Origin of the sequence: Flavobacterium panici, assembly GCF_024499525.1 — a bacterium.
GTDB lineage: Bacteria > Bacteroidota > Bacteroidia > Flavobacteriales > Flavobacteriaceae > Flavobacterium > Flavobacterium panici.
Genome location: NZ_CP100437.1, coordinates 504,291 through 527,955, shown reverse-complemented (window position 1 = coordinate 527,955; position 23,665 = coordinate 504,291). Strand labels below are relative to the sequence as shown.

The window sequence follows — 23,665 nt, the reverse complement described above, 5'->3', positions numbered from 1 at the left end:
TCAATTTTTATCAAATTTATAACTAAAGAGTTGATTTGTTACCAATTGATTAGATTTGAGGCATGAAACTTCTAAAACAAATATTAGATTTTTATTTAAACAGCAGTATTCACGTGGCTTTATCGTGTTATGCCTTGGTTAGAATAACTTTTCATTTCTTTCATATTCAGTATGATGAGTCAATGGCATTGTTTGTTTTTTTCGGAACAATTGTAGGATATAATTTTGTAAAATATGATGCTTTGGTTCGGGTGAAGAAAAAACCAATTGGCAATCAGCTCAAAATTATCGCTGTTTTAAGTTTCATTTCGCTGATTTTAGTCGGCTATTATTTTTTCCATCTAAAACGAATTACTCAAATTGTTTCGGTTGTAATTTTTGCCATAACGGCACTTTATACTTTACCTTTTTTCCCAAACAGAAAAAATGCCCGAAACTGGGCAGGAGTAAAAATTTACATTGTAGCACTTTGCTGGGTAGGAGCGACTTTGGTTTTGCCATACATTAATGCCGAAATTCCCTTTACAGCTAACTTTTTTATAAAATGCGTCCAGCGTTTTGTATTGGTTTTTGTCCTGATTTTGGTTTTTGAAATAATAGATTTAGCTAATGATGATCCGCATTTGCAAACTGTGCCGCAAACAATTGGTGTAAAACGAACAAAGATTTTAGGATTTTCACTTTTAGTTCCGTTTTGGGTTTTAGGAATTTTGTCTTTTACACTTCATGATCTTATCATCAACCTGATAATGGTTTTGACTTTGATGTTGTTTATTTTGTTTGCCAATACAAATCGATCTAAATATTATACTTCTTTTTGGGTCGAAAGTGTGCCCATCTTTTGGTGGCTGATGATTGCGTTTCTATAAATAAAAGGCATTTAAGGTTCTAAATATTTTGGGCGTGTCCCTTCGGGGCGGGCTTTCGGCTAAATTCCCGATTAACAAAAACTACGGCTGAAAAAGCCTTGTTTTTCTAAATCGGGAGATACCGCCTCAATCCCTCACGCAAACCGTACAATGAGAAAATTCATTTTTAAGAGAAGATTTGTTGCCACAATCTTGTCATTTCGACGAAGGAGAAATCTCCGCGAGAAGCTCGACAAAGATTGGATTCTCGTTGCGGAGTTACTTGCGGAGATTTCTCCTTCGTCGAAATGACAAGATTGCGTTTAAATATTGGGCTTTGCCAAATTAATTTAAAATCTTCGAGAGCGAAAAATCTATTTCGTTTTTTGTTCAGCAAGCGCTTTATTTAATTCAACTTTAGCTTCATTTAGTTTCTTTCTTTTTTTGTCAATTTTTTCTTTGCTTTCTTTGTCTTTAATCGCTTCGTTCAAATCGGCAGTTCTTTCGTTAACTTTTTGCTGTTTCTCTTTTACCTTTTTGTCCAGATCTTTGTTCACTGTTTTAGTCGTACAGTTTTTCTTGGTCTGCGCTATAGCATCTTCAACTCCTTTAATCTGATTTTGATTTCCGGCTTTTTTAGCAGCGGTCAATTTTATATTTAGCTCACATAATTTACGTTCGCAGCCTTTTAAGTTTTTGCAATTGCTCTGCGAAAAACCAATAAAAGAAATTGCAAAAAGAAATACAGTTAATATCGTTTTTAATTTCATAAGTATGTTTTTGATTAATTTATCTGATTCATTCAGAAATGAATTACTTATAAAAGTAAGAAAATTATATTAACTAAATTTTTCCGATACTTCTTTCAAAACCTTATTTCGTTCCAAAAGAAAATTAGTCATATGTTTTTCTAAAAATAAAATATCGAAAAGTTCTCCGAAAATCCCAAACGGAGTTTCGTACTGTAATACATCTTTCATGATTGTTACGCCATTTTGTTCCTCAAAAATATGTTGATGTCTGAAAGATTTGAATTTTCCTTCTTCCATTTCATCTACAAAATAATCATAAAAATCCATTACAGGAATTCGGGTTTTGTGTGTGAGATAAAATCCGAAATGTTTGCCACGCCAGGTTACTGTTTCATTTAAATTTATTAATCCAGATGTTACGCCGGCAATTGCTTTTTCTTTTGTTGGACTTGCAGATTGCTGATGAATATCGATATTTCGTGAGGCATCAAAAACGATTTGTTTTGAGGCTTTTATTTTTGTTGTGAGGTGTATTGTTGTCATTATTTGTTAGGTTAAAGTTTGTTTTTGCACAATCTTGTCATTTCGACGAAGGACAAATCTTCGCAAGTAACTCCGCTATGTGAATCCAATCTTTGTGGAGCTTCTCGTGGAGATTTACTTCGTCTGTTCGCTATCGCTCGAGTCTCCTTCGTCGAAATGACAAAACTGTGTGAATTTGGGATCTATATTAAATCTCGAAAAGCATTATCAATATCTCCAAACTTAAATTGGAATCCATTTTCCAAAAGTCTTTTCGGAATCACATTTCGACTTTTCAAAACCAGTTCTGTTTCTGTGCGAATAAAAAATGCTCCAATTTCTAGAAAGAATTTGTTAAGCGGAATTCCAAAAGGAAAACCAACAGCTTTTCTAAGTTTCTGCATAAAATCAATATTTCGAATAGGTTTTGGAGAAACAATATTGATAACGCCCGTAATTTCTTTTTCAATAATAAAATCAACCGCATTTTCAAAATCTTCTTCATGAATCCAGCTTATAAACTGATTTCCTTTTCCTTGTTTTCCTCCAAAACCAATTTTAGCCAAAGTTTTCAACGGAATTAAAGCACCGCCATTTTTGCCTAAAACAATTGAAGTTCGCAAAGCCGTTTTTAAGGTATTGGGAGTTTCGGTTTTAAAGAATGCTTTTTCCCAAGATAAAGCGACATTTATAGAAAAATCATTTCCAATTTCACCGTCAACTTCATCCATTTGTTTGTCTAAAGAAAAACGATAAATAGTTGCTGTTGATGAATTCAGCCAATGTTTCGGCGGGTTTTTGCAATTCAAAACGGCTTTGTTTAAAATCTTGGTACTTTCAATTCTAGACCAAAGAATTTCTTTTTTATTCTCTTTGCTATAACGACAATCAACAGATTTTCCTGCGAGATTAATTAAAACCGTCGCATTCTCCAATTCATTTTCCCAGCCGGAAAAAGTTCTGGCATTCCAGTTTACATATTTTATTCCGTCAATTATCTGCGATTTTCCTCGGGTCAGAATTACAATTTCTTCAAATTTATCTTTGAAATGATTAACTAAAACTTGTCCAAGAAAACCAGTTCCGGCTGCGATTATGAGTTTTTTCATTGGGTGTAGATTTTTTTGCCACTAATTGCACGAATTTCCACTAATTTTTTTGTTGAATATTAATTCGTGAAAATTCGTGCAATTATTAGCAAACTATATTTTACAATTAAAAAGTGTTCTTTTTTTCAATATCTGGAAATACATTATCAATTCTTTTTGCCAGTTCTGGTAATTTAATTGTTGGAACTGCCGGAAATAAATGATGTTCTAAATGATAAAACATGCTGAACGTAATTTTGTTTTTCCAGCCTTCTCGTTGTGTTCTGGCAAATTCAGGAGAATCTTCTGTATCATGATGCACAGTCCAGACAGCAAAGAAAGCCATTAAAAATTCGGCGAAGACCATTATAATAAAATGATAGATCAGGAAATGAATTTGAAAATAGAAAATTATAAAGGTTACAACTGCAATTGAGACAAGCTCTAAGATTACATTTTTGACATAATTTTTATTTCCTTTCTGCAATGTTACTTTATGAATCAAGAACATGTGAACTGGTCCATAAAGAATAGCGCCGTACCAAGTCATTTTTGCTGATTTTCCTTCGTAATCTTCATCAGACAAACAATATTTATGATGTCGTATGTGATTGAATTTAACGGCATGAATTGAAACCATCAATAAAATACTGTTTGAATAAAGCGTAAACCAGGTTAAAAATTTATTTGTTCCTAATGAATTGTGAAAACCATTATGTACTTGTCTTAGTCCGGCTAGAAAGAAAAAAGCTGAAAAAGGAATCGCTGCTAAATAATATCCAAAATAAGCAAGCGTCATAGAAACTAGAAACCACGGAATTGTCAAGTTGTTTTCAATTAGCATTTCTTTAAAGCTAAGCGTTTTTAAATCTTTCCATTGCACTTTTTTGAGTATTTCCTGATGTGTCATTTTATCTAAATTTAGGTTTTATCAAACTCGACAGGTTTTTAAAACCTGTCGAGTTTGTTACAGAATGTTTATGCTTTAAAGACCAATCTTTCTTCTCTTTGAGCTTCTTTTGCTTTTCGTTTTCCTCTAAAAAAGAAATACAAATTGAAGAATAACATGATGCCAAGATAAATAGAAAAACCGCCAATTTTATAACTTAAGTTTTCAATTAATTCCTGATAACTGTCTCTATATAATTGCATTTCTAAAATCATTAAGGCAAAACCAATGTTTAAAAGATAAAATCCGGTTTCAAAAAGTTTGTTGGTTGCTTCTGCAATTTCTTCCCGGCCTTTAAAGATGTCAAGCATAAAGATTTTTCCATTTTTAAAAAGCGTTTTAGAAACGTAATAAGTTAAAAATAAAGCGACTGGTAAATAAATACTGTAACCGATTAAGATTTTTGTAGTTTCCATAATATTTAGTTTTTGTTGTTATGAATTAGTTTTTGAATGTATTTTGTTATAATTAAAATGTTGAGGTGATGCAAGAATTGAAATAATAAAAATTATGACAGCTGTTTTTATACAGATAGTTTCAATCAATTGTATTGATGAAATAATTTTCTGCCAGGAAATTAATGTCATAGCGCAATAACCAATGTTTAAAAGGTAATAAGCTAAGAGCAAAACCTGATTGACTTTTTGACAGAGGTCAGCATGATTCGGGATTAGATCTGCCACATAAATATTTCCGTTTTTGTAGCAGATTTTTCCAACTTTTAAAATGATGAAAGTCGTAATGCTGAGATATATTAAATATCCAATGATGTTGAAATTCATAATTTCTTTTTTTGATTGTAAATAATAAATGTTAGGAAGAATATTAATGAAATAGGCAATAAGAAAAGCCAGGTAAATTCTCCGTTCCAGATCAGGAAGAAAAGAATTACTAAACCAAAATAAACATAGATCAGTCTGTTTCTTGGAAATAGTATTAGAAATAAAATAGCGGCTAAAACTTGTAATCCACCTGTAATCGCTATTCCATAACCACCAAGTAATAAAAACATTAGGGCAGCTATATTTATAATTTCTAAAACTTTAAATGTTGTTTTCATCACTACTGTTTTTTTAAAATATTCAAAAAGAATTTAGTGTTGGTTAATTTTCAATTTGAAGATTGTTTTGACTGTATTCATATTCTGCCACTATTTTTCTCAGTATTGTATAAAAGTAAATTGCAATTGACATAGGAAAAATTACCATTAGAGACCATTCGATTGCGTCATTTGATGTTGGGAAATAATAATGTTGTATGTAAAATAAAGCAAGTTCAGAAAGGGTTACGATCCAATAAATAGACAAATTTCTTTTAGCATAATCTGATTTATTATATACTTTGACTGTTAAATAGATGGCTGAAATTACTTGAATAATTCCCAAAAGTATTTGTGCCAGCATTCCAAGATATATAGTGAGGAATAAAACTAAAGTTGTAATCAATGCAATTTTGTTTATTTTTTTAAGTGTTTTCATAACTATTTATTGTTTTTAAACTTTCAGAAAAAAATGAAAGTTTTGATTAAATTTTTTTACTTCATCATTTTGATAACTAATTTTCCTAACCAGTTTTCATTGAATTCAGTCATTTTATCTAACATATTATCTGCTTTTAAAACGAAATCGTATAATTTGGAAGTTTGATCCACAAAGTGTTTTTCTTCTGCAGAATCTTTTGCTTCAATCGTCGAAACTTCTTTCAAGATTTTAAGCGCAGGTTTAATTTCTCTTTTGCTTCTTTCTCTGGAGATTTTTGCCGCTAATTCATCTAAATCTTTTTCGGCAGTAAAGAATTCTCTTCTCTCGCCGGCTTTAAATTCTTTATAAACAATTCCCCAATCCATTAATCCTCTTAGATTCATGCTTGCGTTTCCGCGTGAAATCTGCAATTCTTCCATAATGTCTTCCATAGAAACAGCTTCGTTTGAGATCATTAATAAAGCGTGGATTTGCGCCATCGTTTTATTAATTCCCCATTGAGAACCTAAAGCTCCCCAGGTTTGTACAAACTTATTTTTTGCTTCTTTGAATTCCATAGATCAAATGTAAGTAAAAGTTTTTAAACTTTCAAAAATAATTGAAAGTTTATTTTTAGATCTTTTTGTTCTTTTTTAGACTAAATAAAAACGTATTTCATGTATTGATTTTAATTGATTGATAACCAATATTTTCTATTCTGCGGCAATTTTTTTATTTGACAAATGCATCTGCAATAATTTTGAAATCAGAAAAAATAAGCTAGCAATCTTTTTTTCAAAGCTTGTTTCAAGTAGAAAAGAATAAATTTTATGACATTCTCCCTGAAACAGCAAATCAAACAAAATCACTAAGTGGAGCTGTCTCGCACAGAAAAAAAGCGGCTGCGTAAACCGAAAAGCAGAAATAGAGTAGGTCATAAAATTTAAAAATTAATTATCATGGCAATTCAAACAGTAGGAAAGTTTAAATTAAATCAACAAGGCGGATATGTTTGCAGAACTGAGTTTGTATACTTAGACTCAAATGGACAATTACAAAGTTCTTCGCAAACGGGTAATGAACTTTTAGGTCAGTCGTATACAACAGATCCGGGAAGTCTGGGCGTACCGGACGGATCAACGCTTTGGATGAAAATCTGGGTTATGGCCGGACACGATAATCAGGCGCAGCAAGCGTTTATATATCAGTCGGGAAATTCGGCTGTTGCTGATTACACTTGTTCAGGAACTACTCTTTCTAATCATTTGGCTTTAGATGGCGTAAGTTCATAGTAACTTAAATAAGTTTTAAAACCACTGATATTGCAATGTAATATTGGTGGTTTTTTGTTTAATACAGGTGTTTTTACGGGTAAAGTTTTCTTGTGTCACTCTTAACCTGTTTCATGTCAAAGAAACTCCATTTCACATCATTTTTTCTGTTATGTCTACTTATCTGCTATAGTTTTGAAGTAGAAATAAACCAAAAATTGTTATTTAAGATGTTGGTTAAAAAAACAATTAAATAATAAAAACGAATCAAAATAGGTGGAGCAGACCCCACTTAAAAAAACGAGGCGGTTCCGAAAAGCCTTATGAGTAGGAAAACCAAAAAATACAAAAGTTATGGCAGATTTATTAGCAGGTGCTTATTTAGTAAGTGGTACAATAGGAAATGTAGGAACACCAGGTGCTCCAATCGTATCATTTAGTTTAGTTGTTGTACCATCACAAAATTCAGTTTCTGGTACGGCAGTTATTAAACAAGCAGTAAATGGTCCTGATTCTCATATTGTTGTTCCTGTAACAGGAAAAATATATGCAGCAGGACTTGGACAGTATACACAATTAGTTAGTTTTAAAGGACAATATGTTCAAACTTTTCCAGCTCCGGCAATTGGTGCTTTTTTAGCCGATTTTGACGCTCATTTATCTGTTGATGCAGAATGGAACGGAGTAGGAGGTTTTTCATACTACCAACATCATATTGAAAACGTACCTGTAAAAGCAGTAAAAAATTTACAACCAGAGTTGGCATAATAAGAGACCCCAAATATTAACAACTCGAATTACGAAACATATTAGGATTTAATTACGCCTGATTTGGTTACAGTTTTGATTGAAAGGGTCGTCTTTTTAGACGGCCTTTTTTATTGCCAAAAAAATAAATCACAAAAACATGAATAGAAAACCGATTATTATAATCGTATTAGTTGTCTTTATTGCTGCAGCTGTTACAATATTCTTTTTGAATAAAGAAAAAATATTTGGAAAAGCCGGAGTTTCAGGATATGCTAAAACGGAAGCAGCAGCTACACCTTGCGAATGCGAAGCAAGCTGGTTTCCGCACGAACAAACACCGCCGCCTGCAGAAGGAGACGGAAGCCCTTTTGATACTTCAAGTACCACAAATTGTATTTTCCATCAATGGTCATGGCAGAAATTCCTTTGGGTAACAAAACCACTTCCATCCGGAAATCCGTTGTTTTTAGATTCTTTGGATGTTGTTAGTCCTGAGATGGCGCCAGTTGCTCCGCAATTAGGATTAAAATTAGTTTTAAGCTCCATTAATCAGGCTGGTCCGGAAGGCGTGCTAGTTTCTAACCCAAAATTTGTTTCAGGGAAAACAGCTGGCGATACGGTATATTATTCTATACACGTAAATAAAACATTACATGATAAAGCCATTATTGCAGCTTCTGAAATTAACAGCGGAAAAGTTCCTTATTCTAATTTAGAAACATTTCCTGTTGGTTCATTGGAGTTAAAAGTTTCATGGATTAGTACCGATGCAATTCCGAAAGAAAAAATTGGAGAGTATTTCGTTACTAAAGCGGCATTCAAAAATAAGCAAGGACAATATGTAGCAAAACCTGTTGCTTTGTTAGGAATGCACGTTGTGGGAGTTGTGAAAAATCATCCTGAATTTATCTGGGCAACTTTTGAGCATAAAGAAATGGCTCCGGTTTATGACTGGAAAAATAACTCTGTTACGTCAGCTAATGAAATGTTGCTTTATCAAAGCGGAACAACTTCTGGCTTGACAGGAATAAAATGGGATAAAGTAAACAAGAAACCATTAGAGCCGTATAAAGCTTTTGTTCTTTATGAATATGGAGTTCCTAAAGTGATAAGTACAAATGCTTATATGACAACAAGCCAGGCAGAACCTGCTAATTTTGACAACATCGATACGATCAATAAATGTGTAGCCTCAAAATTAACAGACGTTTTTAAGAATTATTTCTATAACGGATCGATTTGGTTAAATACAGACGGATTAACTCCGGCACAGCAGGCACAAACTATCGTAAAAAGTGATATATCAAGTGTTCTTCCAGATTCATTGGCAAGAGGTTCTGCTAATTTAGCAAACATTACAATGGAGACTTACACGCAGACTTTTCAGGATAGTATACATAAAATTAATGCTGGTAATTTAGCAAATTGTTTTAGCTGTCATCAATCTCAAAATTTTGACACTACAAGAGGAATTGGAAAATCTCCTTTGTATTTAAGCCACGTGTTTGAGTCTTATTTGTATACTACAAAACCTCAGCCGGCAACTGCTAAAAATGTTAACTTAAAAGCTAAACGCATCGAAGAAACAAAAGCACTTAAACTTAAACAGTTTGAAGAAGTGTTTGTTCGCCGACATAAATAGTTCATTTTTTGCAAAACAAAAAATGTCTTATTTTAATTTTGCTCCAAATGAAAAGCCGAAGTATTACTTCGGCTTTTCTATTTTTATCGTTTATCTTCTTTAGAATAATTAGAAGGACCATTAATGTTAATTGGAGTTCCCAGAAAACGAGGCTCGCGATTTCTTAAAACATCAAAAAAGGATTTAAAAATGGAACCATATTCTCTAAAACAAACATATTTATATCCGTGATACTCTCCATTGTTTGCAGAATATCCAGCCGATTTTATTCCAAGTTTTTGTCCAATATAAATCGCTCGGTTCAAATGATATTCCTGAGAAATTAAAGTAGCTTTTTTAATCTTGAAAATATGTTTTGCACGATACATTGTTGAATAAGTATCGAAACCTGCATAGTCAATAAATATTTTTGTCGTGTCAACTCCATGATTAAAACAATAGTTTTTCATAACCGTTAATTCATCATATTCATCACGGCCGTTATCTCCCGAAAGTAAAATTTTATTGATTCGCTTCATCTTGTATAATAAAATTCCAGCATCAAGACGATCCTTCAAATATTTGCTTGGCTGATTTCCATTAATTCCCGCACCAAAAATAATTCCAACATCATTTTTAGGAAACTTTTTAACCGAATAATAAATCTTGTTTTTGGTAGAAGATTTTACATAGTAGTTTACAGAAACAATAGCAATCAATCCAGTAATTGCAAGATAAAGAACTATTCTAAAATATTTTTTCACGGCTTGTATTTGTAAGATTAAGATTTAAAAATACGAAGATAACTAAAATTATTTCTAAGAGAAATCAAATAAAAAAACCGAAGTTGAAATACTTCGGTTTAATCTAAAATTTACTAGAGTTTGAGATCAAAAATCTACAATCTAAAATCAAAAATCTGCAATTATAGAAGTCCCGCTCTTTTCAATAAAGCTTCTGGTTTTGGTTCCTGACCTCTAAAACGTTTGTATAAAGTCATAGGATGTTCAGTTCCTCCTTTAGAAAGAACATTATCTTTAAATTTCTTAGCTATTTCTTCATTGAAGATTCCGTTTTCCTGAAAATATTCAAAAGCATCAGCATCTAAAACTTCTGCCCATTTGTAGCTGTAATATCCAGAAGAATATCCGCCTTGAAAAATATGAGAGAAAGCTGTACTCATCGCATTTTCTTTTACATCAGGATACAATTGCGTGTTGGCAAATTGTTCTGTTTCGAAAGTTTTTAAATTGGTAATGCTTGTTGGATCTTGTCCGTGCCAAGCCATATCTAATAATCCAAAACTTAATTGACGTAACGTTGCTAAACCTTCCTGAAAACTTGCACTTTCTTTAATTTTCTGAACATACTCAATCGGAATAATTTCTCCCGTTTCATAATGATTCGCAAACAAAGCCAAAGCTTCCGGTTCGTAACACCAGTTTTCCATAATCTGACTTGGTAATTCTACAAAATCCCAGTAAACAGAAGTTCCAGATAAACTTGGATAAGTTGTATTTGCCAGCATTCCGTGTAAACCGTGCCCAAATTCGTGAAATAAAGTCGTTACTTCATTAAAAGTCAATAAAGAAGGCTTTGTTTCTGTTGGTTTTGTAAAATTACAAACGTTAGAAATATGTGGTCTTTCGTTTACGCCGTCTTTTACATATTGAGATTTGAATGAAGTCATCCAAGCACCGTTTCTTTTTCCTTTTCTTGGGAAGAAATCAGCGTAGAAAATTGAAACTAAATTGTCATTAGCATCTCTTACTTCATAAGTCGTAACTTCTTCGTGGTATTTATCAATATCAAAAACTTCCGTAAAAGTTAAACCGTATAATTTTTTGGCAACGGTGAAAGCACCATCTAATACTTTCTCTAATTGAAAATAAGGTTTGAGTTTTTCATCGTCTAAATTAAAAAGCTGTTGTTTTAATTTTTCAGAATAATAAGCACCGTCCCATTTTTCTAGCTGTTCGATTCCGTCCAGTTCTTTTGCGAAAGCAGTTAACTCCGCAAACTCTTTTTGAGCCGCCGGTTTTGCTTTTGCCAATAAATCATTTAAAAATGAAAAAACTTTCTCTGGACTTTCGGCCATTCTTTCTTCCAGAACAAAATGTGCGTGCGTTTTATATCCTAATAAATTAGCTCTTTCAAAACGCAGTTTAGCAATCTTTAAAACATTTTCCTGATTGTCAAATTCATTATTCTGAAATGCTTTTGCACCAAAAGCAATCGCCATTTTTTTACGTAATTCGCGATTATCAGCATAAGTTAAAAACGGAACATAACTTGGATGGTCTAAAGTAAAAATCCAGCCTTCTTTTTCCTGATTTTTAGCTAATAATCTTGCGGCTTCGATAGTGCCTTCCGGTAAACCAGATAAATCTTTTTCATCGGTTAAATGCAATTCGAAGTTGTTGGTTTCTGCCAAAACATTTTCACCAAACTGTAAACTCAATTTCGATAATTCTTTGTCGATTTCTCTTAATTGGTTTTTCTTGTCTTCTGGCAAATTCGCCCCGTTTCTTGAAAAGCTTTTGTATTTTTTATCTAATAAAGTCGTTTGTTCAGGATTTAAACCTAAACTTTCTTTTTGATCATAAACGGCTTTTACTTTTGCAAATAAATCAGCATTTAAGCGAATGTCATTTCCAAATTCTGAAAGTAAAGGCGAAACTTCCTGAGCAATTTTCTGCATTTCATCATTCGTTTCAGCCGAATTCAAATTGAAGAAAATACTAGAAAGACGATCTAAAATATCGCCCGAAAAATCCATCGCTACAATGGTATTTTCAAAAGTCGGCGCATCTGGATTATTTACGATTGCATCAATTTCGGCTTTAGCCAAAGCAATTCCTTCGTTGAAAGCAGGAACATAATCTTCGATTTTAATTTGCGAAAAAGGTGCGGTGTTATGTTTAGTTATAAATTTTGAAAGTAAAACACTCATTATGATATTATATTTTTTATTAATAGAAGTCGATTTTTTTGAATTTCAAAGATAGCAATTTATAAAAACCTAATCATCTAAACAAGATCGATTCTCGGCATAAAATCCTCTTAAATTGTGTTATAGATATGTTATTTATTTCTGTAGGCGTTTTTAAAAGCGTAAATTGAAAAAATAGATTTGGCATTATAAAATGCGAATCATAATTAAAATAAAAAAATGATGAATTATCAAGTTGTAATAAAGAATATTGATACGGTTAATGAAATTGAAGGATATTGGTCAGACGAAGATTTTATTACGTTATTAGAAAAATTCAATTATCCCGATGGCGCAACAGCAGAGAAAAGCAGTTTGCCGGAATTATTAGAAATGGCAATTTCAGATTATGAACCTAACGAAGCGGCTCAAATAGTTTTGAAATATAAATTGGGAGATCAATTAAGCGAAGGACAAATTGAGCAAATATCGAACAATATGTTAATTGATAAGGTTTGCGAAGAATATCCCGAAATACACATGCAAGGAACTTTATTTCAAGTCAATCAATTGCTTTTTAAAGCCTATAATGGAAAATTCCCAAATGCAAAAGCTTCTATTGTTCATTTTTCACTGAGGCCAACCGATGGAGAAGCACAAAAGCTGACAGCCGAAAACGTGTTGAAATTATTGAATAATGGCTTATCTGATAGAAATCTGATCAAAAGATTATTCGAAAATCAAATATCTCAAAATATTACGTTTCCGGAAGCTGAAAGTATTATTTGGGAATTGAAGACTGAAGACAATATAAATTACGATTTGGTGACTTCAGAAAATTGGATAAATAAGGAAGATATAAAAGAATCTGAATTTGAATCTATTTTAGAAGAAGTTGAAGATGTAATTTAATTTCAAAAAATAAATAAAAAAAGGCTTCCGTACAGGGAAGCCTTTGCATTTTTATCCTGCAAGGTTTTCAAAACCTTGTAGGTATTTTTGAAGTATTTAATTTTGATTGTGATAATCAGACCTACAAGGTTTTGAAAACCTTGCAGGAATCGGGAAAACTTATTTCTTTAAACCTTCAGCAGCTTTATTAACCGCCGCTTTTAATTCTTCTTTATAAGAAATAATAGTATCCAAAACTTTTTTATCGTGGCTTCCGATGATTTGTGCTGCTAAAATTCCCGCATTTTTTGCGCCGTTTAAAGCAACAGTTGCAACTGGAACACCGCCCGGCATTTGCAGAATCGATAAAACAGAATCCCAGCCATCAATAGAATTGCTTGATTTTACCGGAACTCCAATTACAGGAAGCGGAGACATTGAAGCCACCATTCCAGGTAAATGTGCCGCACCGCCCGCACCGGCAATAATTACAGAAATTCCGCGAATATGTGCATTTTTACTGAAATCAAATAATTTCTCCGGCGTTCTGTGTGCCGAAACGATATCTACTTCAACTTCTACATTAAATTGTTTTAATATGTCGATTGCATCCTGCATAACTGGCATGTCTGAGATGCTTCCCATTATTATGGCTACTTTGCTCATTTGTTTTTTGTTTGTTTTGTTTCAGGTTTTAGGTTTCAAGTTTGGTTGAGACTAAAAACTGCATTTTATTGGTTTATGATCGTAATTTAAGTAAAATTGTATAAATCAGAAATAAAACGAAAATTATTAATGCTAAGGAACATACGACAAGAATTATAAATAGAATGAAACTTTTTATTCTTTCGCGTTTGTATTCGTATTTATCTGTAAATTTTTCAAAATGAATTTTAAACAAATTTGATTTGTCGTCTAAATTCAAAAGGTCAATTAATATTTCTACAAAATCCATTAAACTGATAAATTCGTTTATTTTGCTTCAAATTTGTCAGCTGTGACGGTCGACTATGACTAATCACTAATTACTAAGCGCTAATCACTTTAATCGTGTTCTTAACTTCCTGTGCAATTCGTCTTGCTTCCTGCATATTTTCATTTACGATTGTCACGTGACCCATTTTTCTAAACGGACGTGTTTGTTTTTTTCCGTAAATGTGCGGCGTAACGCCATCCCATCCTAAAATGGTTTCAATGTTTTCATAAACTACGTCTCCAGAAAATCCTTCGGCACCCACTAAATTTACCATAATTCCGGCAACTTTACTGTCTGTGTTTCCTAACGGAAGATCTAAAATAGCACGTAAATGATTTTCGAATTGTGAAGTATAACTTGCTTCAATTGAATAATGTCCAGAATTATGCGGACGCGGTGCTACTTCGTTTACCAAAATCTCATCTTCATTGGTTTGAAACATTTCAACAGCCAAAAGTCCAACGTGATTGAATTTTTCTGAAACATTTAAAGCAATTGCTCTGGCCTTTTCTGCAACTTTTTCGTCGATTCTTGCCGGGCAGATTACGTATTCAACCTGATTTGCTTCTGGGTGAAATTCCATTTCTACAACCGGATACGTTTTAATTTCTCCTGATGGATTTCTTACCACGATTACCGCCAATTCATTTTTGAAAGGAACCATTGTTTCTGCAATACATTCTACATTTGGTAAATCATCCATATCAGAAATCTGACGAATTACTTTTACGCCATTTCCGTCGTAACCAAACTCGGTGCATTTCCATACAAACGGAATTGTGATTTCGTTATTTCCAACTGATTTTTGCAAATGCAATGGACTTTCAAAACGTAAATAAGATGCGGTTGGGATATTACTTTGGGTATAAAAATCTTTTTGAGTTCCTTTATTCTGAATTCCTTTTAAAGTTTTTGGAGACGGATATACTTTTACACCTTCGTTTTCTAATTGTGTTAAAGCTTCAAGGTTTACCAATTCGATTTCAAAAGTTAGAACATCGACTTGTTTTCCAAAATTGTAAACCGTTTCATAATCCATTAAATCGCCTTGAAAGAATTTATTGCAGGCAATTTTACTCGGCGCTTCATCACTCGGATCTAAAACATAAGTTTGTATGTCAAATTTTCTGGTGTCGAACAAAAGCATTTTACCCAATTGTCCGCCGCCTAATATTCCTAATTTAAAATCAGAAGAAAAATAATTCATTTTGTGTTGTGTTTTTGCAAAGATACCTTTTAATCTTTTTTTAGCCAAAATTTAGTGGTTTTCTAGTTTTTAGCTACGAATTGCACGAATTTCCACGAATTGTATTTTAAAGTTTTGCCACAGATTAAAAGGATTAAAATGATTTATCTCTGTGCGGATTTGTGGTTACCACGAATTACAAGAATTACCACTAATTTTTAGATTGAATCTAAAAAAAATAATTCGTGAAAATTAGTGTAATTCGTGGCAAACCAAAAAATCCTTCTAATCTTTTTAATCTGTGGCAAAAAACTATTCAATTTTCTTCAAAACTTCGCGGGCAACGGCTTTGTAAGCTGCGGAATGATCTCCGTAATCTTTATTTAAAATAACCTGAAGTTCAGGATGAATCCAGTTGTAATAATTTCCCAGAACGTATAAAGTTCTTATAGAATAGGCTTTTGTAGCTACTTTTACATCATTTATAAGCCAATCGAAACTCGCTTCAATACAATCCTGAAGATTTTCTTCGGATAATGAAATACTGTTTTCGTCTTTTTTAAAATGAGATTTTACTAAAAGCTGTACCACTTTTGCAATTGGTCTGAGCGAACTTTCATCTTTCAGAACTTTCAAATTAGAACAGAAAAAATCAACGTGAGGCTGAAGCCAGATTAATTCTTCATACGATACAAATTCAAGGATCCAGCAGGCTTTATGATTGTTTTTATTTTCGGGCGAAAAGCAAATAGAAACTAATTCTTCAAATAAAGAGGGGTTTTCGAGAATGTCTTGCGCACACTTTAACCGGTTTTCCCGATAGGCACTTACATAATCCAGTTTTTCTTGTAATACAGAAAGCATTTTTTTAGGTTTGGGGGTGATTTCAAGCATCTAAAATAAATAATTTAATGAGATAGTTCCGTAATAATTTATAGGAAGACCAGGATAATAATAGCGCGGCGCCGAGTTTCCAACGGCAACGGCATTTGGCAGTATCAGAGAAGCATATTTTGTATTTGTAACATTATTTACTCCAACAGCAAAATGTGAGGTTAAGCCTTGCAGGATCTCAAATCGATAACCTGTTTTTAAATTGATAAGATTATAAGAATCAGAAAAAGCAGTATTGGCATCATTCATCGGGATTTCATCTACGAATTGGTAATCGGCATTGAAATAAATTCCAAGATTGGTGTTTAAAATAATTCCGGCGTTGACTTTGTTTGCTGCAACTCCGGTTAATTTATTTCCGGAATAATCATTTCCGTTATCAACAAATTCCTTGAACTCATAATTTCCTAAAGATCCGGCTAAATAAGAATTCAGGGAAAAGAATCGATTGATTGGCCAATTGTGATTTAAAGTAATTTCGATTCCTTCATGAAATGTTTTTCCGGCATTTAAACCCACATATTGATCATCACCAACTCTTTTGGCGACCAATAAATCTTTAATTTCCATTCGGTAAACCGCAATTTCGGTGTAAAGTTTTTTATTGAAGAAATAAAACTTTCCGCCTACTTCAAAATTATAACCGTTTTCAGGTTTTATATTTGTATTAATTGTGCCTTCGCTTGTAAGAGTTTCTTCTGTCGCTGGCAATGAAAACCCTCGGCTGACCGAAAAATAAACCGTCTTTTGAGAATCTGGTTTAAATAATAAAGACAATTGCGGAGAAAAAATGCCGTCATAACTATATTCCTGATTTGAGTTTTCAGTATAATTGTCAAGGCTGAATTTGGTTTTGTTATAATTTAAACCTGCCTGAATTTCAAATTGATCTGAAAGTAAAGTTCGCAATTGCGAAAATATATTGTAGAAATGTCTTCTTTGTCCGGTTTCGGTAAGCTGGTCGCCTTGTAAACTTCCCAAACCATTATTTTGTTGATACAGGTTTTCGAACGTATTACCTTTATAAGTATCCGTAAAATATTCAATTCCGGTAATGAAGTTATTTTCTATTCTTCCAATTTTAAAATTTCCTGAGAATTGTGTTCTCACGCCCGTTGCAAAAGTATATTGACGTAAAATATCAAAAGGTCTTGGTTCGTTGCTGTCTTTATAATTGATAAAAACCGAAGTTGAGTTTTTTAGATTTTCATTAATTGAAAAATCATAAGCTAATCCGCCCAAAGTCGATTTGTATTCTTTATAACCTTTTGAAGCGACCCAGGTTGGCGCACCAGATTCGGGATTATTTTCAAAAGCATTCTTATTAATCGAACTCGGTATAAAAGCTTTTAAATAAGTATAATTTGAAAAGTAAGTCAGTTTGCTGTTTTTCTTTCGAAATAATTCTCCTGCAAGCGTAATTCCTTCCCGTTTGTATGCACTGTTTTCACGCCAGCCATCGGTTTTTAAATTGTGATAACTAATGTTTAGACTTCCGTTTTTTTCATCTAAACCAAAATTCACACTGTTTTTCAATAATCCAAAAGAACCAAAAACAGAACCTATTCGAGCACTTTGATTTCCGTTTTTAGAAAGCTGAGGTGAAATTAAAATCGCACCGCCTAAACCAGCACCGTAAACACTCGAAAGCGGACCTTTAATAATTTCAATTTGGTTGAGGTTTTCGAGGTCAATATCGTCAATTACGGTTTCGCTGTTTCCGGAAGTCAGCGGAATACTGCCGTAAAAAGCCCTGATTTTATTCGTGCCGTAAGTGGTTCGCGCACCAATGCCGCGAATCGAAATTCGGGTTGTGGTAAAATTAGAAGACTGCATAAAAACACCCGGAATTGTATTCAATACCGTTGTAATATCGGTGGTATTATTTTGCACTAAATCTTTTTTAGAAAGAACACCAATCGAAGCCGGAGTGTTTAATAAATTGTTATCAATATGAAGTGGACTGATTACAACTTCTTTCAGCTTTTCGGTTTTTAAGGAATCAATTTTTTTGCCTTCTTTTTTCTGCGCTTCAATGTTTTGGAAAACAAAAATCACAAAAAGAAAAAGACAATGTTTTTTTAAGATCATAAATGATTTGAATTAAGACGTAGTTTTTAAAACACATAGAAACATAGGATTCATGGAGGCAAAAAAGGTGTTTCGCTTTTAATAAAATATAAAATCTATGTTTCTATATGTTTAAATTATCTGTACAGAATTGGAATTTTATTTAGCTGTAACCTTCCAAATCGTATTTCCACTGTCATCATTTACTAAAAGCGATCCGTCGTTCATAACCGTAACTGCAACCGGACGTCCGTAAACTTCAGCTTTATTTTCATCTGAAACAAAACCAGTTAAAAAATCTTCCGGTTTTCCCGATGGTTTTCCATCTTTAAAAGGAACAAACAGCACTTTATAACCTGAAATTTTAGAGCGGTTCCATGAACCATGCTGCCCAACAAAAGCGCCATTTTTATATTTTGCCGGGAATGCATCTTTAGTATAAAAAGCCAATCCTAACGATGCTGTATGCGCACCAACGGCAACATCTGGAACAATTGCTTTTCCGACCAAATCTTTTCTTTCGCCTTTCATTCTCGGATCAGGAATACTTCCAAAATAAGAATAAGGCCATCCATAAAAACCATCTTTTTTTACACTCGTAATATAATCAGGAACTAAATCATCGCCCAAATCATCACGTTCATTTACAGCTGTCCAAAGCTCTTTATTAACAGGATTCCAATCCATTCCAACAGGATTTCTAAGACCCGAAGCGTAAATTTTTTCGCCGGTTCCATCAGGATTAATTTCTAGAATTCCGGCACGGCGCACTTCTTTGTCAACGCCATGTTCGGCATTATTACTTCCTGAACCTACAGAAACATAAATTTTGCTTCCGTCAGGACTGCCTAATAAATTTCGGGTCCAGTGATTGTTGTAACCTCCCGCAGGAAGTTCAAGAATTTTTTCGCCTTTTGTTTCTAATTTTAAAGGATTATTTTTATATTGATAACGATATAATCCGTCGGTATTTGCAATGTAGAAAAAGTCCTTTAAAACCAACATTCCAAAAGGTTTATTTAAATCTTTAATGAAAACTTCACGAGTTTCAAATTTTCCATCTTTGTCTTTATCACGCAAAACCGTGATTTGATTTTTACTGGCGCGTGTTCCGCTTTCAACAACAAAAATATCACTGTTTGGCGCAATGTAAGTCCAGCGAGGGTTTTCAAAACCGTCTGCAAATTTCGTAACCGTAAATCCTTCAGGAGCTTTTGGCGTAACACCGTTTGGCCATCCAATAACTTTGCTGTTATTCGTTTTAGATTCAGTGGCATATGGCGGCGGAAGTGTAATGTCGCCAACAGCAGTTTTTACAACATTTCCCGGTTGTTTTGCAAGTGCTTCTTTTTCTTCTTTTTTAACTTGTCCGTTACAGGAAGTCATTAAAATTAACAATGATATAGAAAATAGTGGTAAGAAATTTTTCATTGATATTTGGAGTTAAATGATTATTCAACAACAATTTAGTAAATTAAAAAGTAGCTGCAAGAACGATTTTGTAATTATTAACTGATATTTAACATTCGTAAAAAAGTCATCTTTCGATTCTATTTTCATGTGGGCAGATTGGTTGTAATTCTGTATCTTTGTCCATTATTTTAAATTTAAAAATAATGATACAACTTCACGATAAACAATTTGTTCCGTTTATTTCGGCTAAGGAAATTGATTTTGCTTTAACCAAATTAGTTGCACAGGTAGAAGATGATTTTGGAGATGATACTCCAATTTTTATTGGAGTTTTGAATGGTGCCTTTATGGTGGCTGCCGATTTCCTGAAAAAATATAAAAGTCCTTGCGAGGTTTCATTTATCAAAATGGCTTCTTATGAAGGAACTGAAACAACAAATTCAGTTAAAGAATTGATTGGGATCAATCAGGATTTGTCTGGAAGAAGCGTTGTTATTATCGAAGATATTATCGATACAGGAAATACGCTTGAAGAATTAAAACATTTATTTAAAGCACAAAATGTAAAACACTTTAAAGTGGCTACTTTGTTCTTTAAACCAGAAGCTTATAAAAAAGACATTAAGATAGATTATATCGGAATCAGAATCCCGAATAAATTTATCGTTGGCTACGGATTAGATTATGATGGTTTAGGCAGAAACCTGACCGAAGTATATAAATTAGCAGAATAATATTAAACAAAACACAACTATATATTCATTTTAAACTTCTTCAAAAAATAAGAAGTCACACAACTCAAACGTACTATGATTAACATTGTTTTATTTGGAAAGCCTGGAGCAGGAAAAGGAACTCAGGCAGAATTTTTAAAAGAAAAATACAATTTAACACACCTTTCTACAGGAGATATTTTCCGTTTTAATTTAAAAAATGATACTGAACTAGGTAAAAAAGCAAGAGTTTTTATGGATAACGGAGAATTAGTTCCGTGTGAAGTAACAACAGCAATGTTAATTGACGAAGTAAATAAACACCCGGAAAGCGCAGGATTTTTGTTCGACGGATATCCAAGAACTTTAGATCAGGCCGAGGCATTAGATAAATTTTTACCAACAATTGGTTCAAGCGTAACTGCAACAATTGCATTAGAGGCTGATGACGAAATTTTAGTAGCGCGTTTACTTGAAAGAGGGAAAACAAGCGGAAGACCGGATGATCAGGACGAAGAAAAAATTCGTGTAAGATATCAGGAATACAACGAAAAAACGGCTCCATTAATTGGGTATTATAAAGAGCAGAATAAGTTTCACGCCGTAAACGGAATTGGAACTATCGAAGAAATTACAGAGCGCTTAACGTCAGTTATAGATAATTTGTAGAAGCTAATCCAGCTGTACGTTGCGAGTCCTCGCTAAAAAAACTATTTTTCCAAACCATAAAACGAGCTTCCGCTGGTCGCTGTTTTCTGGCAGGAAAAATTAGTTTTTTTAGCTCCGGGCTCTTCACTTCCATCTGGGCTAAAAAAGAACAATAAGAATTTATACCAAACAACGAACCAAACAAATAACGAATCTACTAAACATTGGAAATACTAATAATATTTTTTCTAATACTATTAAACGGAGTTTTCTCAATGTCTGAAATTGCATTGATTTCGGCACGAAAAAATAGACTGGAAACAGCAGCAAAAAAAGGGAACAAAAGTGCCAAAACAGCGCTTGATCTGGCGAATTCTCCAAACAAATTTTTATCAACGGTACAAATCGGAATTACCTTAATTGGAATTTTGACAGGTATTTATTCTGGTGATAAAATCACATTAGATGTAGAAACATTTGTGAGTGGTTTTGAAGTTTTAAAACCATATGCACATTCGGTTGCGGTGGGGATTGTGGTTGTAGTTTTGACGTTCTTCTCTTTGGTTTTAGGAGAATTACTTCCAAAACGTATCGGATTAAACTATCCGGAATCGATCGCCAAAATGGTTGCTATGCCAATGAAGGTTATTTCCATTATCACGGCACCGTTTATTTGGTTACTAACTTCTTCAACAGATTTTTTATTGAATGTTTTGCAGATAAAACCAACTGCTGACGGAAAAGTTACCGAGGAAGAAATTAAAGCCATCATTAAAGAAGGAACAGAAGTTGGTGAAGTTCAGGAAATTGAACAAGATATTGTGGAGCGTGTTTTTCACATTGGAGACCGAAAAGTAAGTTCGTTAATGACGCACCGAAAATCGGTAGATATGTTGCCGTTAAATGCTGATAAAACAAAAATAAAAGAGTTGGTTGTTCAGGATTTGCATACCGTTTATCCGGTTTACAATGAAAACTACGATGACATTGTTGGGGTTGTAACGCTGAAAAATATATTTGCCAATATCGAGAACGATAATTTTGATTTTGCTTCTATAATTTCTGATGCGCCATATTTAATGGAGCAGACAACAGCTTATAAAGCATTAGAAAATTTTAAAAAAACAGGTGTTCATTACGCTTTGGTTTCTGATGAATATGGCGTTTTTCAAGGTTTAATTACTTTGAATGATATTCTGGAAGCTTTAGTTGGCGATGCATCTGAGTTTTATAAAGATGAATTCCAGCTTATAGAAAGAGAAGATGGATCGTGGCTGGTTGACGGACATTATTCATTACACGATTTCTTAACTTATTTCGAATTAGATGAACTAACAAACGATTATGAAGTAAATACCGTAAGCGGAATGATTATGACCGAACTTTCACATATTCCAAAAGAAGGTGAAAAACTAATTTGGCAAAAATTCATCTTAGAAGTTGTCGATATGGACGGCGTAAAGATTGATAAAGTACTTGTAAAAGCGCTTAAAGAATAAAAAGGAAAATAGTATTCAGTAGCAGTTTTCAGTCGCAGTTTGTGCTGAAAAAATGGGATTGAGACTGAAAAGTAAATAAAATAGAGTTTAGATATAGAATTTAGAGCAATCTAAAATCTAAAATCTAAAATCTGAAATTCAGAAAAATGACAGAAGGAAATTTTGTAGATTACGTTAAGATATATGTTTCGTCCGGAAAAGGAGGAAAAGGATCTACGCATTTACATAGAGAGAAATTTATTGAAAAAGGCGGCCCAGATGGTGGTGATGGCGGTCGAGGCGGACATGTGTATTTAGTGGGAAATAAAGGACTCTGGACATTATTTCATTTAAAGTTTGCGCGTCATATTAAAGCCGGACACGGTGGAGACGGTGGAGGAGACCGAAGCACGGGAGCAGATGGAGATGATAAATTTATTGAAGTGCCGCTGGGAACTGTTGTAAAAGACAAGGAAACGGGAGAAGTACTTTTTGAAATTACAGAAGACGGTGAAAAAAGAATTCTTGCAAAAGGAGGAAAGGGAGGTTTAGGAAACTGGCATTTTAGAAGTTCGACAAACCAAACACCGCGTTACGCGCAGCCAGGTTTACCAGGTTTAGAAATGGACGTTATTTTGGAACTTAAAGTTCTGGCAGATGTTGGATTGGTTGGTTTTCCTAATGCAGGAAAATCTACTTTATTGTCTGTGTTAACTTCAGCAAAACCAAAAATTGCTGATTATCCTTTTACTACTTTAAAACCAAACTTAGGAATTGTAGCTTACAGAGATTATCAATCTTTTGTAATTGCAGATATTCCGGGTATTATTGAAGGTGCTGCCGAAGGAAAAGGTTTAGGACATTATTTCCTTCGCCATATTGAGCGTAATTCGACTTTGCTATTTTTAGTTCCGGTTGATACGCCGGATATTAAAGCAGAATATGATATTTTGGTAAACGAATTAACGAAGTATAATCCGGAAATGCTGGACAAAGAACGTCTTTTAGTTATTTCAAAATGTGATATGCTGGATGATGAACTGAAAGCAGAATTGAAAGCAGAATTAGACGTTTCGTTTAAAGATATTCCGTACATGTTTATTTCATCTGTTGCACAGCAGGGTTTAACAGATTTGAAGGATAAACTTTGGAAAATGCTTAATGAGTAATATCGTTTTAGTATAAAATATAAAACCCGACAAT

Annotated in this window: 25 protein-coding genes; 9 read left to right on the top strand and 16 right to left on the bottom strand. The window is 33.3% G+C overall.

Going from position 1 to position 23,665, the window contains the following annotated elements; translation table 11 throughout:
- Positions 1–62 precede the first annotated feature (62 nt).
- The gene (locus tag NLJ00_RS02460; RefSeq protein WP_256636106.1) at positions 63–869 is read left to right on the top strand and encodes a UbiA prenyltransferase family protein; all 807 of its coding nucleotides are present in this window, start codon (positions 63–65) and stop codon (positions 867–869) included.
- Positions 870–1,222: 353 nt separating this feature from the next.
- Here NLJ00_RS02460 and NLJ00_RS02455 read toward each other — a convergent pair whose 3' ends face one another.
- From NLJ00_RS02455 to NLJ00_RS02415, 9 genes are all read right to left on the bottom strand, one after another.
- The gene (locus NLJ00_RS02455; protein ID WP_256636105.1) at positions 1,223–1,618 is read right to left on the bottom strand and encodes a DUF1090 family protein; all 396 of its coding nucleotides are present in this window, start codon (positions 1,616–1,618) and stop codon (positions 1,223–1,225) included.
- Positions 1,619–1,687: 69 nt separating this feature from the next.
- Positions 1,688–2,143 (bottom strand): SRPBCC family protein, encoded by a 456-nt coding sequence (locus tag NLJ00_RS02450; RefSeq protein ID WP_256636104.1) that lies wholly within the window; start codon positions 2,141–2,143, stop codon positions 1,688–1,690.
- A 182-nt stretch (positions 2,144–2,325) separates the two neighbouring features.
- Positions 2,326–3,231: a TIGR01777 family oxidoreductase gene (locus NLJ00_RS02445; protein WP_256636103.1), complete on the bottom strand. Its 906-nt coding sequence runs from the start codon at positions 3,229–3,231 to the stop codon at positions 2,326–2,328.
- Between the two features lie 106 nt (positions 3,232–3,337).
- On the bottom strand, positions 3,338–4,120 hold the full coding sequence (locus tag NLJ00_RS02440; protein WP_256636102.1) for a fatty acid desaturase family protein: 783 nt from the start codon (positions 4,118–4,120) through the stop codon (positions 3,338–3,340).
- A gap of 68 nt (positions 4,121–4,188) precedes the next feature.
- Entirely contained in the window at positions 4,189–4,575 is a 387-nt protein-coding gene (locus tag NLJ00_RS02435) for a hypothetical protein (protein WP_053470792.1), read from the bottom strand.
- Between the two features lie 18 nt (positions 4,576–4,593).
- Positions 4,594–4,941: a hypothetical protein gene (locus NLJ00_RS02430; protein WP_256636101.1), complete on the bottom strand. Its 348-nt coding sequence runs from the start codon at positions 4,939–4,941 to the stop codon at positions 4,594–4,596.
- The gene (locus NLJ00_RS02425; RefSeq protein WP_256636100.1) at positions 4,938–5,219 is read right to left on the bottom strand and encodes a hypothetical protein; all 282 of its coding nucleotides are present in this window, start codon (positions 5,217–5,219) and stop codon (positions 4,938–4,940) included. The genes NLJ00_RS02430 and NLJ00_RS02425 overlap by 4 nt, the downstream gene beginning before the upstream one ends.
- 43 nt (positions 5,220–5,262) lie before the next feature.
- Entirely contained in the window at positions 5,263–5,637 is a 375-nt protein-coding gene (locus NLJ00_RS02420) for a hypothetical protein (RefSeq protein ID WP_256636099.1), read from the bottom strand.
- Positions 5,638–5,693: 56 nt separating this feature from the next.
- The gene (locus NLJ00_RS02415; protein WP_053470795.1) at positions 5,694–6,197 is read right to left on the bottom strand and encodes a GbsR/MarR family transcriptional regulator; all 504 of its coding nucleotides are present in this window, start codon (positions 6,195–6,197) and stop codon (positions 5,694–5,696) included.
- Between the two features lie 381 nt (positions 6,198–6,578).
- On the opposite strand from NLJ00_RS02415, the gene NLJ00_RS02410 reads away from it, so the two are divergent.
- The 3 genes from NLJ00_RS02410 to NLJ00_RS02400 all read left to right on the top strand — a co-directional run bounded on the left by NLJ00_RS02410 (position 6,579) and on the right by NLJ00_RS02400 (position 9,282).
- Positions 6,579–6,911: a hypothetical protein gene (locus NLJ00_RS02410; RefSeq protein ID WP_053470797.1), complete on the top strand. Its 333-nt coding sequence runs from the start codon at positions 6,579–6,581 to the stop codon at positions 6,909–6,911.
- 333 nt (positions 6,912–7,244) lie between these two features.
- Positions 7,245–7,658: a DUF1842 domain-containing protein gene (locus NLJ00_RS02405; protein ID WP_053470798.1), complete on the top strand. Its 414-nt coding sequence runs from the start codon at positions 7,245–7,247 to the stop codon at positions 7,656–7,658.
- 139 nt (positions 7,659–7,797) lie between these two features.
- On the top strand, positions 7,798–9,282 hold the full coding sequence (locus NLJ00_RS02400; RefSeq protein WP_256636098.1) for a hypothetical protein: 1,485 nt from the start codon (positions 7,798–7,800) through the stop codon (positions 9,280–9,282).
- An 83-nt stretch (positions 9,283–9,365) separates the two neighbouring features.
- Here the strand turns inward: NLJ00_RS02400 and NLJ00_RS02395 are convergent, their stop codons facing one another.
- Both NLJ00_RS02395 and NLJ00_RS02390 read right to left on the bottom strand, forming a co-directional pair.
- Positions 9,366–10,025 carry a SanA/YdcF family protein gene (locus tag NLJ00_RS02395; RefSeq protein WP_180861098.1) on the bottom strand — a complete coding sequence of 220 codons (660 nt, stop codon included), beginning with the start codon at positions 10,023–10,025 and terminating at the stop codon, positions 9,366–9,368.
- Between the two features lie 161 nt (positions 10,026–10,186).
- On the bottom strand, positions 10,187–12,214 hold the full coding sequence (locus NLJ00_RS02390; RefSeq protein ID WP_256636097.1) for a M3 family metallopeptidase: 2,028 nt from the start codon (positions 12,212–12,214) through the stop codon (positions 10,187–10,189).
- Positions 12,215–12,433: 219 nt separating this feature from the next.
- On the opposite strand from NLJ00_RS02390, the gene NLJ00_RS02385 reads away from it, so the two are divergent.
- Positions 12,434–13,105 (top strand): hypothetical protein, encoded by a 672-nt coding sequence (locus tag NLJ00_RS02385; RefSeq protein ID WP_256636096.1) that lies wholly within the window; start codon positions 12,434–12,436, stop codon positions 13,103–13,105.
- Between the two features lie 159 nt (positions 13,106–13,264).
- Here the strand turns inward: NLJ00_RS02385 and purE are convergent, their stop codons facing one another.
- From purE to NLJ00_RS02360, 5 genes are all read right to left on the bottom strand, one after another.
- Positions 13,265–13,750: a 5-(carboxyamino)imidazole ribonucleotide mutase gene (gene purE / locus NLJ00_RS02380; RefSeq protein WP_194140836.1), complete on the bottom strand. Its 486-nt coding sequence runs from the start codon at positions 13,748–13,750 to the stop codon at positions 13,265–13,267.
- 362 nt (positions 13,751–14,112) lie between these two features.
- Positions 14,113–15,267, bottom strand: a complete 1,155-nt coding sequence (locus NLJ00_RS02375) for a 5-(carboxyamino)imidazole ribonucleotide synthase (protein ID WP_256636095.1) — start codon at positions 15,265–15,267, stop codon at positions 14,113–14,115.
- A 291-nt stretch (positions 15,268–15,558) separates the two neighbouring features.
- The gene (locus NLJ00_RS02370; protein ID WP_235992122.1) at positions 15,559–16,140 is read right to left on the bottom strand and encodes a hypothetical protein; all 582 of its coding nucleotides are present in this window, start codon (positions 16,138–16,140) and stop codon (positions 15,559–15,561) included.
- Complete coding sequence (locus tag NLJ00_RS02365) at positions 16,141–18,231, bottom strand: TonB-dependent receptor family protein (protein ID WP_256636094.1); 2,091 nt, start codon at positions 18,229–18,231, stop codon at positions 16,141–16,143.
- A 138-nt stretch (positions 18,232–18,369) separates the two neighbouring features.
- Positions 18,370–19,641, bottom strand: coding sequence for a PQQ-dependent sugar dehydrogenase (locus NLJ00_RS02360; RefSeq protein ID WP_256636093.1), 1,272 nt, complete (start codon positions 19,639–19,641; stop codon positions 18,370–18,372).
- 185 nt (positions 19,642–19,826) lie between these two features.
- On the opposite strand from NLJ00_RS02360, the gene hpt reads away from it, so the two are divergent.
- The 4 genes from hpt (at position 19,827) to obgE (ending at position 23,631) form a co-directional block, all read left to right on the top strand.
- Positions 19,827–20,357, top strand: a complete 531-nt coding sequence (gene hpt / locus NLJ00_RS02355) for a hypoxanthine phosphoribosyltransferase (protein WP_180861085.1) — start codon at positions 19,827–19,829, stop codon at positions 20,355–20,357.
- 75 nt (positions 20,358–20,432) lie between these two features.
- Positions 20,433–21,005, top strand: coding sequence for an adenylate kinase (locus NLJ00_RS02350; protein ID WP_053470808.1), 573 nt, complete (start codon positions 20,433–20,435; stop codon positions 21,003–21,005).
- A gap of 203 nt (positions 21,006–21,208) precedes the next feature.
- Positions 21,209–22,483 (top strand): hemolysin family protein, encoded by a 1,275-nt coding sequence (locus tag NLJ00_RS02345; RefSeq protein ID WP_408611614.1) that lies wholly within the window; start codon positions 21,209–21,211, stop codon positions 22,481–22,483.
- A 146-nt stretch (positions 22,484–22,629) separates the two neighbouring features.
- Positions 22,630–23,631 carry a GTPase ObgE gene (gene obgE / locus NLJ00_RS02340; protein ID WP_073486737.1) on the top strand — a complete coding sequence of 334 codons (1,002 nt, stop codon included), beginning with the start codon at positions 22,630–22,632 and terminating at the stop codon, positions 23,629–23,631.
- Positions 23,632–23,665 lie beyond the last annotated feature (34 nt).

What these genes read in the sequence shown, in the direction of transcription:
- hpt (WP_180861085.1), top strand. Translation starts at nt 19,827, where the DNA reads ATGATACAACTTCACGATAAACAATTTGTTCCGTTTATTTCGGCTAAG.
- NLJ00_RS02440 (WP_256636102.1), bottom strand. Translation starts at nt 4,120, where the DNA reads ATGACACATCAGGAAATACTCAAAAAAGTGCAATGGAAAGATTTAAAA.
- NLJ00_RS02435 (WP_053470792.1), bottom strand. Translation starts at nt 4,575, where the DNA reads ATGGAAACTACAAAAATCTTAATCGGTTACAGTATTTATTTACCAGTC.
- NLJ00_RS02420 (WP_256636099.1), bottom strand. Translation starts at nt 5,637, where the DNA reads ATGAAAACACTTAAAAAAATAAACAAAATTGCATTGATTACAACTTTA.
- NLJ00_RS02455 (WP_256636105.1), bottom strand. Translation starts at nt 1,618, where the DNA reads ATGAAATTAAAAACGATATTAACTGTATTTCTTTTTGCAATTTCTTTT.
- NLJ00_RS02445 (WP_256636103.1), bottom strand. Translation starts at nt 3,231, where the DNA reads ATGAAAAAACTCATAATCGCAGCCGGAACTGGTTTTCTTGGACAAGTT.
- obgE (WP_073486737.1), top strand. Translation starts at nt 22,630, where the DNA reads ATGACAGAAGGAAATTTTGTAGATTACGTTAAGATATATGTTTCGTCC.
- NLJ00_RS02370 (WP_235992122.1), bottom strand. Translation starts at nt 16,140, where the DNA reads ATGCTTGAAATCACCCCCAAACCTAAAAAAATGCTTTCTGTATTACAA.
- NLJ00_RS02410 (WP_053470797.1), top strand. Translation starts at nt 6,579, where the DNA reads ATGGCAATTCAAACAGTAGGAAAGTTTAAATTAAATCAACAAGGCGGA.
- NLJ00_RS02450 (WP_256636104.1), bottom strand. Translation starts at nt 2,143, where the DNA reads ATGACAACAATACACCTCACAACAAAAATAAAAGCCTCAAAACAAATC.
- NLJ00_RS02405 (WP_053470798.1), top strand. Translation starts at nt 7,245, where the DNA reads ATGGCAGATTTATTAGCAGGTGCTTATTTAGTAAGTGGTACAATAGGA.
- NLJ00_RS02385 (WP_256636096.1), top strand. Translation starts at nt 12,434, where the DNA reads ATGATGAATTATCAAGTTGTAATAAAGAATATTGATACGGTTAATGAA.
- NLJ00_RS02460 (WP_256636106.1), top strand. Translation starts at nt 63, where the DNA reads ATGAAACTTCTAAAACAAATATTAGATTTTTATTTAAACAGCAGTATT.
- NLJ00_RS02390 (WP_256636097.1), bottom strand. Translation starts at nt 12,214, where the DNA reads ATGAGTGTTTTACTTTCAAAATTTATAACTAAACATAACACCGCACCT.
- NLJ00_RS02375 (WP_256636095.1), bottom strand. Translation starts at nt 15,267, where the DNA reads ATGAATTATTTTTCTTCTGATTTTAAATTAGGAATATTAGGCGGCGGA.
- NLJ00_RS02425 (WP_256636100.1), bottom strand. Translation starts at nt 5,219, where the DNA reads ATGAAAACAACATTTAAAGTTTTAGAAATTATAAATATAGCTGCCCTA.
- NLJ00_RS02400 (WP_256636098.1), top strand. Translation starts at nt 7,798, where the DNA reads ATGAATAGAAAACCGATTATTATAATCGTATTAGTTGTCTTTATTGCT.
- NLJ00_RS02350 (WP_053470808.1), top strand. Translation starts at nt 20,433, where the DNA reads ATGATTAACATTGTTTTATTTGGAAAGCCTGGAGCAGGAAAAGGAACT.
- NLJ00_RS02415 (WP_053470795.1), bottom strand. Translation starts at nt 6,197, where the DNA reads ATGGAATTCAAAGAAGCAAAAAATAAGTTTGTACAAACCTGGGGAGCT.
- purE (WP_194140836.1), bottom strand. Translation starts at nt 13,750, where the DNA reads ATGAGCAAAGTAGCCATAATAATGGGAAGCATCTCAGACATGCCAGTT.
- NLJ00_RS02360 (WP_256636093.1), bottom strand. Translation starts at nt 19,641, where the DNA reads ATGAAAAATTTCTTACCACTATTTTCTATATCATTGTTAATTTTAATG.
- NLJ00_RS02430 (WP_256636101.1), bottom strand. Translation starts at nt 4,941, where the DNA reads ATGAATTTCAACATCATTGGATATTTAATATATCTCAGCATTACGACT.
- NLJ00_RS02365 (WP_256636094.1), bottom strand. Translation starts at nt 18,231, where the DNA reads ATGATCTTAAAAAAACATTGTCTTTTTCTTTTTGTGATTTTTGTTTTC.